We start from the raw sequence: 13,790 nt of genomic DNA, 5'->3' as shown, positions 1-13,790 counted from the left end.
ATTAGTTATAGCGTAACAACAGGCCAAATGTCAAATGTCAATTCGCCTATTTGCGGTTAAACTAACCGAGCGTCAGCTCACGCTCTGCTTGTCTTGCTTTCGGCTCCAGCGTATCCCAGCCGTCAACGGCAAGCAGCTCAAGCTGCGCTTCTACGAGCGTCCGGAAACGAGCGCGATACACAGATGCTTGCTTCTTGAGCTCTTCAACCTCAAGAGAAACCTTGCGAGACTTCGCAAGCGAATCATTAATGATACGATCGGCATTTTTCTCCGATTCCTTAATGATCAGCTGCGCTTCCTTCTTCGCATTGCTTCTTACCTCGTCAGCAGCTTCCTGCGCTACAATAATCGTTTTGCTTAGCGTTTCTTCGATATTTGTAAAATGATTCAATCTTTCCTGCAGGCCAAGCAATTGATTTTGCAGCTCTTTATTTTCACGAATAAGCGATTCATAGTCTTTGATGACTTGATCTAGAAATTCGTTGACTTCGTCCTCATCATAGCCGCGCAGTCTCCGACCAAACTCTTTGTTATGTATGTCCAATGGCGATAAAGGCATTGGCGCACCTCCTCATGGTATTTGTGACTCTGGCAACCGGATTTACTATTGATGTGAACACTTTCGACAACTACAGGTAAAATCCTGCAATCGTTCAAATAAATTTGCCTATCCTGACGCGTATTCTGCCCTTTTTTGTCACACCATCGACCTCAATCACTTTAAATCGTCCAAGTCCCTTAAAAGACACAACGTCTCCCGCGCGAAGCTGCTCGGATGGGTCCTCTTCCGATTTCCAGTTCACTCGGCATCTGCCTGCTCGTATCGGATCTACAATTTTGGATCTGCTAATCCGATATACGTCGCTCGCAATGCCGTCCAATCGCATGGAAGCTACGGATAAGCTCATCTCCTCCAGCTTCGGCACAACGGTCTGCAGCTCTGCAAGCGGAATGATGTCCGTCAGAACATTCATGCGATGAACCTGTCTCAGGTGTATATTTAAGTAATCGGCAATTTCATCTAAAACGATGATATGGCAAAAATGTTCATGTACATGTATATCACCAATTCGATCACGTTTAATGCCAAGTCCGAGCAATGCGCCCAAAAAATCACCATGATCAAGCTCAAGGCTAGCTTGTCCAGACCCATTTACCTCAAGCACCGAAATGCCGATCGCCTCATCATCCAAGCTGCGATAATCCGGTCCAATAATGGCCCGTTTCCGTTCTGCCAGCTCACTGCCGCCATCAAGGCGAACGTTCACGTCTGGATTGCGATTAGCTAATATGGTCAGGATTTGTGCTTGCCTTGGGTCTAAAAAATCGGTCCGCTTCAGCTCATGCTGCTGTGCGGACCGCTCTATCCATTCCTCTGCCCGATCGACAAAAGCTTTCTCGTCGGGGTGGAAATGATCATATATACCTTGTTTCATAAGCTTTCATTCCTTTTGTTAACTGTTAACGAAAAATTTAATTACTCCCATCAAGCCTGCTGCTATGAAACGCAAAGCGAAGAGAGCAATAATCGGGGATAGATCCAGCATGCCGCCGATCGGCGGGATAAATCTCCGGAATATTCCGAGGTAGGGCTCTACAAGCTTGCCAAGAAACACGCCGATAAAGCTATCGCGAGCATTTGGCAGCCATGACAGCAGCACATACCCGATGATCATAAAACTGTAAATGCTTTGCAGCGTATTTATTGCTCCTTCAATACTATTTAACAACTCAAGGTCACCTCATTTTATTGTAGTCGTTCTCATCGGCCAGCATTTCCGTTATAGCACCTTGAATTTCCACTGAATCCGGCGTGCATAGAAAAATATTTGGGCCTAGCTTAGAGATACTCCCGTTTAAAGCGTACACTGTACCGCTTAGGAAATCAACAATCCGTACAGCAAGATCATTGCGGACGCGTTGCAAGTTGACGATGACGGCACGACGCGAACGCAAATGGTCAGCAATTTCTTGTGCTTCATCGTAAGAACGGGGCTCGCTAAGCACAACTCTGACATTTTTCTGCGAGTGAATGCTGACAACATTATTGCTCTTTGTGTTTTTACGTGCCTCGAAGGGAGAAGTTTCAGCTTCTTGCTCTTCCTGCTGGACGACCCGTTCTCTCTCAACGACTTCTTCTTCATCATGGAAACCAAAATAGCTCATAAAACGGTTAATGACACTCATCTATTATTCCTCCTCTTTCCCTACTAGTATCGTACCAAGGCGAATCCATGTCGCTCCTTCTTCAATCGCTACGTCAAAATCATTCGACATGCCCATTGAAAGATGGGTGATCGTATTTGGAAGTTCCGGGCGCTGTTGCAGCTCATCCCGCAGCTCTCGTAAAGCTCTAAAAACTGTTCTGGTTTGCTCGGGCTCCGCTTCATACGGAGCCATCGTCATTAGCCCAATTGGCTTAATCGAATGAAACGCGCCGAGCTGCTCCACAAATGAAAACAGCTGCTCTGGTTCAAGGCCTTGCTTCGAATCCTCGCCAGAGACGTTTACTTGAATGAAGCATGGGACGATAATGCCGAGCTGTGAAGCCCGCTTGTCAATTGCCTCAGCTAGCGAAAGCCTGTCCAACGAATGCATGTATGTAAACTTTCCAATGACGTCTTTCACTTTATTCGTTTGCAATGATCCAATAAAATGCCAAATGGGCTGCACGTCCGCATCTTGCTCGACATTCCCGCTAATCGCTTCCCATTTCTCCTGCGCGACCTTCCAGCGGTTTTCGCCAAGATGGCGCAAGCCCTGCTCGAAAACAGTCTTTGTTGTATTTAAGGACACATACTTTGTGACCGCAATAATTTGAATTTCTTCCCTGCTTCGTCCCGAACGCTCGCAAGCCTTCTGGATCCGCTCTTCAACGAGCTGAATTCTATCCTGTATAGTAGACATCCTGCCTCACCTCTCCCGAATGCCGATCCAACTGGCCATTCGGCCGGTCATGCCACCTTCTTTGCGATGGGAAAAGAACAAATCCCGCCTGCATCCGGTGCACCACTCTGTTAATTCGATACATGTCGGCAAAATTCCTGCTTTTATCATAATCTGTCGGTTTATTTCTTTCAAGTCTAAGTTCGCTTTGCCATTGCCTGCTTTCTTGAGCATCGTTTCAGCTTCATCACCCGGAAGTCCCAGTCTCTCCAATAGCTGCTGGACTTGATTTATCACCGGCCCGTCAACCTCATAGCAGCATCCGCCGATTGATGGGCCAATCGCAGCGAGCATCGCATGTGGATTCGTTCCATACGCGCTTACCATAGCTTGTATCGTCTCCGAGGCAATCTGCTGCACGGTGCCCTTCCATCCGGCATGTGCAAGCGCGATCGCATCATGCTCAGGGTCGTAGAAGTAGAGCGGCACACAATCAGCATAAAAAGAAGCGAGCAGCACACCCGGCACGTCCGTCATGATTGCATCGCAATCTTTTAGCACATCGCCCAGAGTCGCTCTGCCTCTTCCCTTCTCCGCTTCCGTTACCTGATGCACACGATTCCCATGCACCTGCTCAGCGCAGGTCCACGCTTCAAACGGCCATCCGACAGCATCAGTCAATAACCGTCGGTTCGCAATAACCGCTTCATCAAGGTCACCGACATGCATGCCCATATTTAAAGACGCCCACGGCGCCTCGCTTACTCCGCCATCTCTCCCAGTAAATCCAGCGGTCAACCGCTCAAGCCGGTCATTCCACTCGGACAACAAAAAAAGCGAAGGTCCCTTCGCTGATTGAATATGTTTAAAAGCTTCCATTTGGCTTTCACCTCTATTTAAAGGCTTGTTAGGCACGCGCAAAATGACTAGCGCACGCTGAGCAATCCTTCCATTCGTTTAGACACAGTTTACCGTGTTACGTGCGAGCGTGCAAATCGTCCTCCTCGGAACGCAGCTGCTTCGTATCATCCATTCTAACGAGCACAACATCCGCTCCGATCTTCACAATGTTGCGCCAAGGAATGACGACCTCCGTGCCGCCTCCTCCGAACATGCCTAGAAATTTAGTAAACTGCGGCACCACGATGGAATCGATGCGCCCCTGCCGCAAGTCAAGCTCCAAATCGGATATTTGACCAAGCTTTTTGCCATCTACAATATTGATAACGTCCTTCGTCTGAAAATCAGATATTTTCATTTCCGTTCACCGCTTTTCAAGTAGAGTGATCGTCCGTTTGCTTCTCCTATAACTATATGAGCAATTTGCCCAAAATGTCCTTCTTCTCTAAAAAACGAGCCGTTGTTAATGAAAAATATTTTTATGTACGATATCGTACAATACTTCCCAATTACCAACTTGGCTGTTATGATTATGTACGACATCGTACAATAAACAAAAAAGAAAAATACATGGAGGAACCATGCCAAAAATCGTCGCGACAGAACTCGATTGGGTGAAGCTTGGTCTGCAAAGGTTTGCAAGCGGAGGTGTTGAAGCTTTAGTTGTGGAGCAGCTAGCTAAGCAGCTCTGCAGCAGCAAAACCAGTTTTTATTGGTATTTCAAAAATCGCATCTTGTTTGTTGAACGTATCATTAATTATTGGCATGAAAGAGCGACCAGCTCGATCATCGCCTTAATCCAGCACAATCAGACTTTAGAGCCTATGCAGAAGGTGCGGCAGCTGCTTGCCGTTATGTTCAGCTCAAATGAAGGCAAGGACTTTGTTTATCATTTGCGAAAATTAGGAGCTTCCGAGCTTTCATACGCGGAAATGCTGCTTCAAATTGAGCAGCAGCGATTGGATTACATGACCGGCCTGCTTAAGGAATGCGGTTTATCCGATGAGGCAGCATGCAGCACGTCCGAGCTATTGTACAGCTACTACTTAGGCTGGCATGAGCGCAATAAGCATCGAATGCTCTCGCCTCAGGACGCGGAGAAGCAAATTAACCTGCTGATGCCATTTATCGAAAAAATGATTCCATTTAACGGGAGGGGTTAAAGTTGCAATTCGTACTCGCGGGTATTGTTAGCGCGGTATTGTTCTTGATAGGCTGCATTCATTTGTATTGGCTGTTTGGCGGTCGCCGAGGCTCCTCGATCGCCGTTCCGACGAGAAGCGATACAAATTCGCCGCTTTTTAAACCGGGACGCCTCGGCATCGTTGCTGTTACTTTGATTTTTTGGGCTGCCGCAGCTTCTCTCCTTATGATTGTTGATGTATTACCAGCTGTTGGCCCTGCTTGGCTGCCAGGCTTCGCAGGCTGGTCGCTTGCTGTTGTATTTCTCTTGCGAGCAATCGGTGAATTTCGTACGGTCGGCATTTTCAAAAGCATTCGCAATACTCCCTTTGCACGAATGGACTCGTTCATTTACGCTCCGCTTTGCTTGATTCTAAGCGGATTAACCTTCTGGATGCTGTTGATCGCGTAACCATTTTCGTTCTGATTGCAAACAAAAAAACGGTGCCTCGCGGCACCGTTTTTCAAGTTTCAACTCATGTTTTAACATGCTTTTGCATTTGCTGAATGGCCGACTTCTCAAGGCGAGAAACCTGCGCCTGCGAGATGCCGATTTCATCGGCTACTTCCATTTGTGTCTTTCCTTCAAAGAAACGCATGGACAAGATCATTTTTTCCCGGTCGTTCAGCTTGTGCATCGCTTCCCGAAGCGCGATTTCTTCGATCCACGATACATCCTTATTCCGCTCGTCGCTAATTTGATCCATGACATATATCGGATCGCCGCCATCATGATAGATCGGTTCAAACAAAGAAACCGGATCCTGTATGGCGTCTAACGCAAAAACGACGTCTTCCTTCGGAACATTCAGCGCCTCTGATATTTCAAAGATCGTCGGCTCGCGTGAATTTTTGTTCGTCAAGCTATCTCTTACCTGAAGCGCCTTATAGGCAATATCCCTCAAGCTTCGTGATACGCGAATCGGGTTGTTGTCTCGCAAGTAACGGCGTATTTCTCCGATAATCATCGGTACGGCATAGGTGGAAAATTTGACGTTTTGGCCGAGGTCGAAATTATCTATCGCCTTCATAAGTCCGATGCAGCCGACTTGAAACAAGTCGTCCACAAACTCTCCCCTATTGTTAAACCGTTGTATAACGCTAAGTACTAGCCGCAGGTTGCCGTTTACTAATTTCTCTCTTGCTGCCCACTCGTTGCGGGTTTGCAATGCCGTAAACAATTCTCTCATTTCGACATTATTCAGGACAGGCAGTTTCGCGGTATCCACTCCACAGATCTCGACTTTATTTCGGGTCAACGTGATTACCTCCCAAGGAGAAACATTAATGTACATTATCTCCTTGGGTGGTCTTTTTATTCCTATTGCGACATCGTTCGACAACTGCAAGCGGGGTGCGGCCTTACACCATTTTGTTAAATTCTTTTCGAAGTCTTTTTATAATCCGTTTCTCCAGGCGCGATATATACGACTGCGAAATGCCAAGAAGGTCTGCCACATCCTTTTGCGTTTTCTCCTCGCCATCGGCAAGACCAAAGCGGAGCTCCATAATAATCCGCTCCCGCTCCGAAAGCTTATCCAACGCTTTATGAAGAAGCTTGCGGTCGACCTGTTCTTCGATATTGCGGTAAATCGTATCGTTTTCCGTACCGAGCACATCGGATAAAAGCAGCTCATTGCCGTCCCAATCAATGTTAAGCGGTTCGTCGAAAGATACTTCTGTACGGGTTTTGCTGTTGCGTCGCAAATACATCAATATTTCATTTTCGATACAACGCGAGGCGTACGTCGCAAGCTTGATCTTTTTTTCCGGATCAAAGGTGTTGACCGCCTTTATGAGACCAATCGCGCCAATCGATACGAGATCTTCAATATGAATGCCGGTATTTTCAAACTTACGGGCGATATACACGACGAGCCTTAAATTTCGTTCAATTAGCATCGCACGAATAGCCGTGTCACCCGTAGGCAGCTTTTCCAGCAAATATTCTTCTTCTTCACGTGTCAATGGCGGTGGAAGCGCTTCACTACCACCGATGTAATAAATTTCTTCGCTTTTTAATCCGAATAAAAACATAACACGATAATAATATAACTGAAGGATCAATTTGTACTTGACGAGCATCTGGCCCATCCCTCCTCGTTTGTATGAGCATACGGTTTTATTGTTGTACCATAGACGGATGGATAATGGCTCGATATGCTCCATCAGACGTTAGCTTTCCGCCGTCAAGCCCGATAAGCACCTTCCGCGTTTCAAATACTTGTCCTTCCCTAGTAATCTCAACCGCATCCGGCTTTATCGCTAGCATGAACTGTGACCCTCGGTTGACACCTCTGAATGGAACGAGACGAAGCCTATCCTGCCACACGAAGGGCTGTTCATCCATTCCCGCTACAAGACGATCCACTTGTGCATCTCGTATGCTATTCAACCACGATTCGGGCAAATCATCTTGCCATAATGCAGCTTCCATTACCATGACCGGCGTCCGTGTTAACGGATCATAGAGCTGATTGCCGGTGTCAATCAAGCCAATGCAGGTTTGAATACGATCTCCAATTGTTATTTTGACCTCTGCCAAATGAGTCTGCACCAGCTCCCTTTCTCGTTTTTGCGTCAATACGGTACGGTATATATACAGTCCGATACAAAACGCAGCAATTAAATAAAACAATCCCATCTTCAGCTCCACGCGCATGCTGCCGTTTACGAACGTAATCGTCCTCCAAACCTCACCGGACCCTTGCATGAACAAATAATAGAGCCCAAGCACCGCACCGGCGGCAACAAAGTTAACCGCATAAAATGCCGCGACATTTCTCAAAAAATGCTGAATGGACGCGAACCCAAAAGCAATCCACACCATCAAAAGCGACATCCCGATTTTTACGGCTAATGTAAATAAAAAGGATAAATGTGGAAAAAGCATCAAAACGACATAACAAGCTCCGACAGCAGAAGCCAATAACACCCGCCAAGGTCGTGGTTTCAGATGACGGGCCCAAGCGGAAGTTAATAGAATAGCACCATCAACAAGCAGCTCTCGCAAAAACATAACATCCACATAAATAGCCACTTCGGTCACCTTCCTGCACTGGCGGTAAACGGGCCTGCAGCCGGCTCCCGGGAGAACGATTGAGACTAGTATATTAAAATCCTATTTCAAAGTCTGTCTATTCATGACAGCATGACATATCTTTTTTTGTCGAGTAGCTGTATAAAAACCGCCCGTTTTTTAGTTCGGAAAAATAGTATGCTTCGAATTTAAGATATACAGCTATGAAGCACTTCTAATCAAGGAACGTATTCTTTTTCCTTCTTCAGAGATAGAGTATAGTCCAAAATATAGACCTAACCTTCCCGTTTCTTCCACTCGCATCAAAAAATCCACATCATTTAGCCATGCATCTACGTAACCATCGCAAACAGCTCACTTCACTGTATTACGAATGGGCGGTCAAAGAGATAGCCTCTTGTTCATGAAATGGAAATAGAGTATGATTCAAATTATAGATGCAAAGCAGTGAAGTACACCGCTTACCTTGGGAACTTAGTTTCCCGAAGTAAGCGGTTTTTTTATTTTCAGGAGGAGGCTGATTCTTTTGTCGTTTCATTTGGTTTACGAACGCTGGCTGGAAGCGAATCTGAATACACGCAAGGGAGAGGGCAGGCGAAGACTTGAGCAAGGTCTTGGACATGCAGAAAAGCATTTTTTAGAAATGGTTTGGTACCCTGCCTTTACGGAGTTTGAAGGCTTGTATCCCGAGTATGAAGTTTCCGACTTTCGTGACGGCACACGTTTTTTGGATTTTGCATATGTAAAGAGTGGCTTGCAGCTCGTCATCGAAATCGATGGCTATCGCACACATTCAGCAGAAATGACTCGTTGGCAATTTTCTGATTCCTTAATGCGCCAGAACCATCTTATACTCGACGGTTGGAAAGTGTTGCGGTTCTCGTATGACGACATAAAAGAAAAACCCCGCATGTGCCAGCAGCTGCTTCAACAATTTATGGGCAAGAGCTTGATTGGGAAAAAGAATGAAACTAGTGCTGAGGAATTTCTACAGCTGGAGGTTTTAAAGCATTCATCCACTTTGGCGCATCCTATTCGTCCAGCGGACGTTATTGCACTCTTGAAGATCAATAAAAGAGATGCTCAAAAGCTGCTGCACAGCATGGTGCAAAAACAAATGCTCCTACCTGCCGGTAATGGTACAAAAAGAATTCGATCCTACAAAATAAACCCCGAGAAGTAAGCGTCTTTATTCGCATCCCTGTAGGCAAGGATTTTCGCCTTACTCTATAGCCGTAAGGTCGTATGCGCTTATGGCCATAGAGTAAGGACGTATGCGCTTACGGCCATCATTCGACCCTGTCCACACGCCGATTTCTCTCTTTAAGCGCACATAGGTGCTTATGGGGCACAATTTCAAGCCTTTCTTTGTCATTAAGCACGTATATGCGCTTATGGTTGACTTCTGAGCTCGCCCACGCGCCGATCTCACCCTATAAGCGCACATAGATGCTTATGGGACACAATTTCATGCCTTTCTTTGGCATTAAGCACATATATGCGCTTATGACTGACTTTCGAGCACGCCCACGCGCCGATTTCTCTCTTTAAGCGCACATAGGTGCTTATGGGGCACATTTTCAAGCCTTTTTTTGGCATTAAGCACGTATATGCGCTTATGGCTGACTTTCGAGCACGCCCACGCGCCGATTTCTCTCTTTAAGCGCACATAGGTGCTTATGGGGCACAATTTCATGCCTTTCTTTGGCATTAAGCACGTATATGCGCTTATGGCTGACTTTCGAGTTCGCCTACGCCTCGATCTCACCCTATAAGCGCACATAGGTGCTTATGGGGCACATTTTCAAGCCTTTCTTTGGCATTAAGCACATATATGCGTTTATGGCTCACTTCTGAGCTCGCCTACGCGCCGATTTCTCTCTTTAAGCACACATAGGTGCTTATGGGGGAAACTTCACGTTTCTCTTTAGCCTTAAGCACATATATGCGCTTACGGCTGCCATTCGACTCTGCCCACACGCCGATTTCTCTCTTTAAGCGCACATAGGTACTTATATGGGGAAATTTCACGTTACTCTTTAGCTGTAAGCACATATATGCGCTTACGGCTGCCATTCGACTCTACCCACACGCCGATTTCTCTCTTTAAGCACACATAGGTGCTTATTGGGGGAAATTTCATGCCTTTCTTTGACTGTAAGCACATATATGCGCTTATGACCGCTATGAGCCCTCTATAACATAAAAAAAACGCCCCACCATTTGAACTGGTGAGGCGTAAATAAAGTTCTAGCGATCGCTGCGTGGGCGATTGCGAAGGAATGCTGGAATCTCTAGTTGATCACTAGATGTGTTGTTTGAGCCAAAAGGCTTAACTGGATTAGCATTGCCTGCTTGTCTTGTATCCGTTGCTTCTGGCTGTTGCTGCGGAATACGGCGAGCTGCGGCCGATTTATGCTCGAAGCCCGTTGCAATAACAGTAACTTTAATCTCGTCCTTCAAATCTTCATCGATGATAGCACCAAAAATCATGTTCACATCCGGATCAGATGCCGAAATGACGATTTCAGCCGCCTCATTTACTTCATAAAGCGAAAGGTTGCTGCCGCCTGTAATGTTCATAATAACGCCGCGAGCGCCGTCAATCGATGTTTCAAGCAACGGGCTCATAATCGCTTTGCGTGCTGCTTCAGCAGCACGGTTCTCGCCAGTTGCGATACCGATACCCATCAATGCGGATCCGCGTTCTGTCATAATCGTCTTCACGTCTGCAAAGTCAAGGTTGATCAGACCCGGTACAGCGATTAGATCGGAGATGCCTTGAACCGCTTGACGAAGTACATTATCCGCTTCGCGGAACGCTTCCAGCATCGGAGTCTTCTTGTCTACGATTTCAAGCAACCGGTCATTTGGAATGACGATCAGCGTGTCTACCTTTTCTTTGAGCGCCTCGATGCCAAGCTCAGCTTGTCCCGAGCGCTTGCGGCCTTCAAAGGTAAACGGACGCGTGACAACCCCAACTGTCAATGCACCGCATTCGCGGGCAATTTCAGCGATTACTGGAGCTGCGCCTGTTCCTGTTCCGCCGCCCATACCAGCGGTAACGAATACCATGTCCGAGCCTTTAAGCTGGTTCATAATAATTTCGCGGGATTCTTCAGCAGCCTTGCTGCCTACATCTGGATTAGCACCTGCACCAAGACCGCGTGTCAGCTTGTCGCCGATTTGCAGCTTATGCTCGGATTTAGCCAAATGAAGCGCTTGAGCGTCGGTGTTCACCGTAATAAATTCGACGCCTTTAACACCATTTTCGATCATACGGTTAACGGCATTGCTGCCGCCACCGCCTACACCTATTACTTTAATTTGAGCAAGCTGTTCAAGCTCAAAGTCGAATTCCAACATCTTCATTTTCCCCCAGTCAAGCGTAAACTGCCGACAGCATCATTGATACAATACAGCAACGTTTCGCGGTAAAATATAAGCATCGTATAGAGGTGAATCTTATATTATCTTATATTTTCAAATAAATTCATTAAACATGCTTTTGATCCGCTCGAACATACCGGGTTTCGTTGAAGCTGCTGGACTTGCTTTGCGGCTTGCCGTTTTCTTCACTGCTCCTGTTCCTCGAGCTCCCATATATTTCGACACGTATTGAATCATGCCAACACCGCTGCTGAATGCCGGATCTCTTACTCCGATATAATCAGGCAATGCGATTCTGACGGAAGACTCCAGCTCTGTCTGGGCCAAAGCGAGCGTTCCTGGCATCGAAACGGAGCCACCGGTTAAGACATAGCCGTTAACCTTATCCCCATAGCCGAGTCGACGTACTTCTTGGCGAACCAAATGGAAAATTTCTTGCATGCGCGGTTCAATAATGCTTGCAAGGTCAACCTGCGAAAATTCCTTCTCCACATTGCTTCCCATGCGAGTAACCTTAAACTTCACATCTTCAGCCGCGTCAAGCACGTTCGCGCATCCGTATTTCAGTTTAATTTTTTCCGCTTGATCGCTTTGTGTACGCAAGCCGTAAGCAATATCGTTCGTTACATATTCACCGCCAATTGGCAGTGTTGATGTAGCAGCTAGTCCGCCTTGATCATAAATGGCGATCGTACAGGAGCCCGCTCCAATATCCGTTAGTACAGTGCCCATCGATTTCTCATCCTTGGTCAGTGAAACGACACCTGACGCCAATGATAACAAAATAACACCAGAAATACGAAGGCCTGCTTTCTCTACACAACGCATAAGGTTGTGTATGGCAGTCTTCGTCCCCGTGACGATGGTCGCCTCAACCTCGAGTCGCACTCCAATCATACCTCGTGGGTCGGAAATACCTTCCAAACCGTCAACTAAATACTGTTTCGGTACCAAATTAATAATTTCACGCTCTGGTGGAAGCGCTACTACTTTAGCTGCTTGAAGTACGCGTTCAATATCTTCTTCCCCAATTTCACGATCCTCGTTGGATACTGCAACGACGCCACGATTGGTCTGCAGTGCGATATGGTTGCCCTGAATTCCTACGTAAACATCTGATATTTGAATGCCTACCATGCGCTCCGCATGCTCAACTGCATTTCGGATCGATTGCACGGTTTGGTCAATATCTACAATTGCTCCTTTGCGAATACCCTCTGAGTCGGCAGATCCAACTCCAATAATATTAATGGCTCCATTATTCACTTCACCAATAATAGCACGAACTTTGGATGTACCGATGTCCAAACTGACGATGATGTCGTTACTGCTCATCCTGCGGCACCTCCGTTTCAAATAAAAATTAATATTTCACTTGTTCAAGGTATTCCTACTAATTCAACGCTTTTAATATTTTCCCTCTTTTTTCAACAAAGTTTTCGTAGTATTTTCGCTTTTTGTCGAGTCCCGCCCCTTGCGGCACTCTATATTTCCTAATGTTATCCAGCCCCATCGAGTTTAAATGCGATAAATAAAATTCTACCATTCTTTGAAGCTATTGAGTAGTCTCTTTTTGGTCAGCGTCCATATTTTCTAGACTTTCGCTTTGAAAAGGAACATATGTATCCGCAAGCAGCATCGTGATCTTGCCTGGCTCTTGTGTTTCGATTACAGCGTTCAGCGCTTCAATCTTCTCCGTAAGCACGGAAACGGCCGTGACCACTTCAAATTTTGTTCGTGTATATATCCTTATGCGATCAGGATAAGCCGATGAAGGATATGGGATAATCTCCGAAAGGTCAGAGAGCTGCTTCGCCGTTATTTTGCCGAGCTGTGTCGTTAACTCTGCCTTTACTGGGTTATCGTCGGTCCAGCCGGACAGCACAGGCTTGTCCACAAGCTGCATAACATCGCTATCCGCTTCCACGGTTGTACCATTTGACAAGAGCGCCGTCATTTCCCCTTGCTTGGAAAGCTCGAACGCAACCACCGGATACTCCTCCACTGCAATTTTAAGAAGACCTGGAAACACTTTTGTAACCTTCACATCATTTATTTGCGGCAGCGTCAAAACTCTTTCCTTGATCGTCGAGGATGAAGTACGGAAGAACGCATCGCCAACCAGGATCGCAGCTGCCTTGTTGATTTCTTCATGTGTAACAAATCTTGTACCTTCAATTTGTATTTCTGAAACCTTGCTAATGGAAGAATTAAAAAATAATACCGTAAGCAGAGCAACAAACAATAGAATAAGTATGGTTAACAGCTTTCGGCTGCCCATTCGCTTTCGATTAGGTTCCTTCAGTACAGGCATCTGCGAGCTCATAACTTGTCCCTTCTTTCCCCAAAAAACATCCGGCTAGCCTCCATGCTTCAGCTTACGCTTTGCATC

At 46.4% G+C, this 13,790-nt stretch carries 16 protein-coding genes; 3 read left to right on the top strand and 13 right to left on the bottom strand.

Going from position 1 to position 13,790, the window contains the following annotated elements:
- Positions 1 to 61: 61 nt before the first annotated feature.
- The 7 genes from AC2TDN_RS08995 to AC2TDN_RS08965 form a co-directional block, all read right to left on the bottom strand.
- The gene (locus AC2TDN_RS08995) at positions 62 to 559 is read right to left on the bottom strand and encodes a DivIVA domain-containing protein (RefSeq protein WP_482066796.1); all 498 of its coding nucleotides are present in this window, start codon (positions 557 to 559) and stop codon (positions 62 to 64) included.
- A 94-nt stretch (positions 560 to 653) separates the two neighbouring features.
- Positions 654 to 1,436 (bottom strand): YlmH family RNA-binding protein, encoded by a 783-nt coding sequence (locus tag AC2TDN_RS08990; protein WP_482066795.1) that lies wholly within the window; start codon positions 1,434 to 1,436, stop codon positions 654 to 656.
- An 18-nt stretch (positions 1,437 to 1,454) separates the two neighbouring features.
- On the bottom strand, positions 1,455 to 1,730 hold the full coding sequence (locus AC2TDN_RS08985) for a YggT family protein (protein WP_482066794.1): 276 nt from the start codon (positions 1,728 to 1,730) through the stop codon (positions 1,455 to 1,457).
- 7 nt (positions 1,731 to 1,737) lie between these two features.
- Positions 1,738 to 2,187, bottom strand: a complete 450-nt coding sequence (locus AC2TDN_RS08980; protein WP_482066793.1) for a cell division protein SepF — start codon at positions 2,185 to 2,187, stop codon at positions 1,738 to 1,740.
- A 3-nt stretch (positions 2,188 to 2,190) separates the two neighbouring features.
- Complete coding sequence (locus tag AC2TDN_RS08975) at positions 2,191 to 2,907, bottom strand: YggS family pyridoxal phosphate-dependent enzyme (protein ID WP_484687705.1); 717 nt, start codon at positions 2,905 to 2,907, stop codon at positions 2,191 to 2,193.
- A gap of 6 nt (positions 2,908 to 2,913) precedes the next feature.
- Positions 2,914 to 3,765: a peptidoglycan editing factor PgeF gene (pgeF, locus tag AC2TDN_RS08970; RefSeq protein ID WP_484687704.1), complete on the bottom strand. Its 852-nt coding sequence runs from the start codon at positions 3,763 to 3,765 to the stop codon at positions 2,914 to 2,916.
- Positions 3,766 to 3,862: 97 nt separating this feature from the next.
- Entirely contained in the window at positions 3,863 to 4,144 is a 282-nt protein-coding gene (locus AC2TDN_RS08965) for a YlmC/YmxH family sporulation protein (protein ID WP_482066790.1), read from the bottom strand.
- 223 nt (positions 4,145 to 4,367) lie between these two features.
- Here AC2TDN_RS08965 and AC2TDN_RS08960 point away from each other — a divergent pair, with 223 nt between their 5' ends.
- Both AC2TDN_RS08960 and AC2TDN_RS08955 read left to right on the top strand, forming a co-directional pair.
- A complete protein-coding gene (locus tag AC2TDN_RS08960; protein WP_484687703.1) occupies positions 4,368 to 4,949 on the top strand; it encodes a TetR/AcrR family transcriptional regulator in 582 nt (193 codons plus the stop codon).
- Between the two features lie 2 nt (positions 4,950 to 4,951).
- On the top strand, positions 4,952 to 5,380 hold the full coding sequence (locus tag AC2TDN_RS08955; RefSeq protein ID WP_484687702.1) for a DUF3995 domain-containing protein: 429 nt from the start codon (positions 4,952 to 4,954) through the stop codon (positions 5,378 to 5,380).
- Between the two features lie 64 nt (positions 5,381 to 5,444).
- Here AC2TDN_RS08955 and sigG read toward each other — a convergent pair whose 3' ends face one another.
- The 3 genes from sigG to spoIIGA form a co-directional block, all read right to left on the bottom strand.
- Entirely contained in the window at positions 5,445 to 6,227 is a 783-nt protein-coding gene (sigG, locus tag AC2TDN_RS08950; protein WP_056638991.1) for an RNA polymerase sporulation sigma factor SigG, read from the bottom strand.
- 103 nt (positions 6,228 to 6,330) lie between these two features.
- Positions 6,331 to 7,053, bottom strand: coding sequence for an RNA polymerase sporulation sigma factor SigE (gene sigE, locus AC2TDN_RS08945; RefSeq protein ID WP_054027973.1), 723 nt, complete (start codon positions 7,051 to 7,053; stop codon positions 6,331 to 6,333).
- Positions 7,054 to 7,090: 37 nt separating this feature from the next.
- Positions 7,091 to 8,008, bottom strand: coding sequence for a sigma-E processing peptidase SpoIIGA (gene spoIIGA, locus AC2TDN_RS08940; RefSeq protein WP_484687701.1), 918 nt, complete (start codon positions 8,006 to 8,008; stop codon positions 7,091 to 7,093).
- 526 nt (positions 8,009 to 8,534) lie between these two features.
- Here spoIIGA and AC2TDN_RS08935 point away from each other — a divergent pair.
- Positions 8,535 to 9,191: a DUF559 domain-containing protein gene (locus tag AC2TDN_RS08935; protein WP_482066786.1), complete on the top strand. Its 657-nt coding sequence runs from the start codon at positions 8,535 to 8,537 to the stop codon at positions 9,189 to 9,191.
- A gap of 1,067 nt (positions 9,192 to 10,258) precedes the next feature.
- Here the strand turns inward: AC2TDN_RS08935 and ftsZ are convergent.
- From ftsZ to AC2TDN_RS08920, 3 genes are all read right to left on the bottom strand, one after another.
- A complete protein-coding gene (ftsZ, locus tag AC2TDN_RS08930; RefSeq protein ID WP_482066785.1) occupies positions 10,259 to 11,374 on the bottom strand; it encodes a cell division protein FtsZ in 1,116 nt (371 codons plus the stop codon).
- A 117-nt stretch (positions 11,375 to 11,491) separates the two neighbouring features.
- Positions 11,492 to 12,733 (bottom strand): cell division protein FtsA, encoded by a 1,242-nt coding sequence (ftsA, locus tag AC2TDN_RS08925; protein WP_482066784.1) that lies wholly within the window; start codon positions 12,731 to 12,733, stop codon positions 11,492 to 11,494.
- Between the two features lie 220 nt (positions 12,734 to 12,953).
- Entirely contained in the window at positions 12,954 to 13,724 is a 771-nt protein-coding gene (locus AC2TDN_RS08920) for a cell division protein FtsQ/DivIB (protein ID WP_484687700.1), read from the bottom strand.
- Between the last annotated feature and the right edge of the window lie 66 nt (positions 13,725 to 13,790).

Source organism: Paenibacillus sp. Y660 (assembly GCF_057221575.1).
The sequence above is the reverse complement of the archived record's forward strand: the minus strand, read 5'-3'. Positions and strand labels throughout refer to the sequence as shown.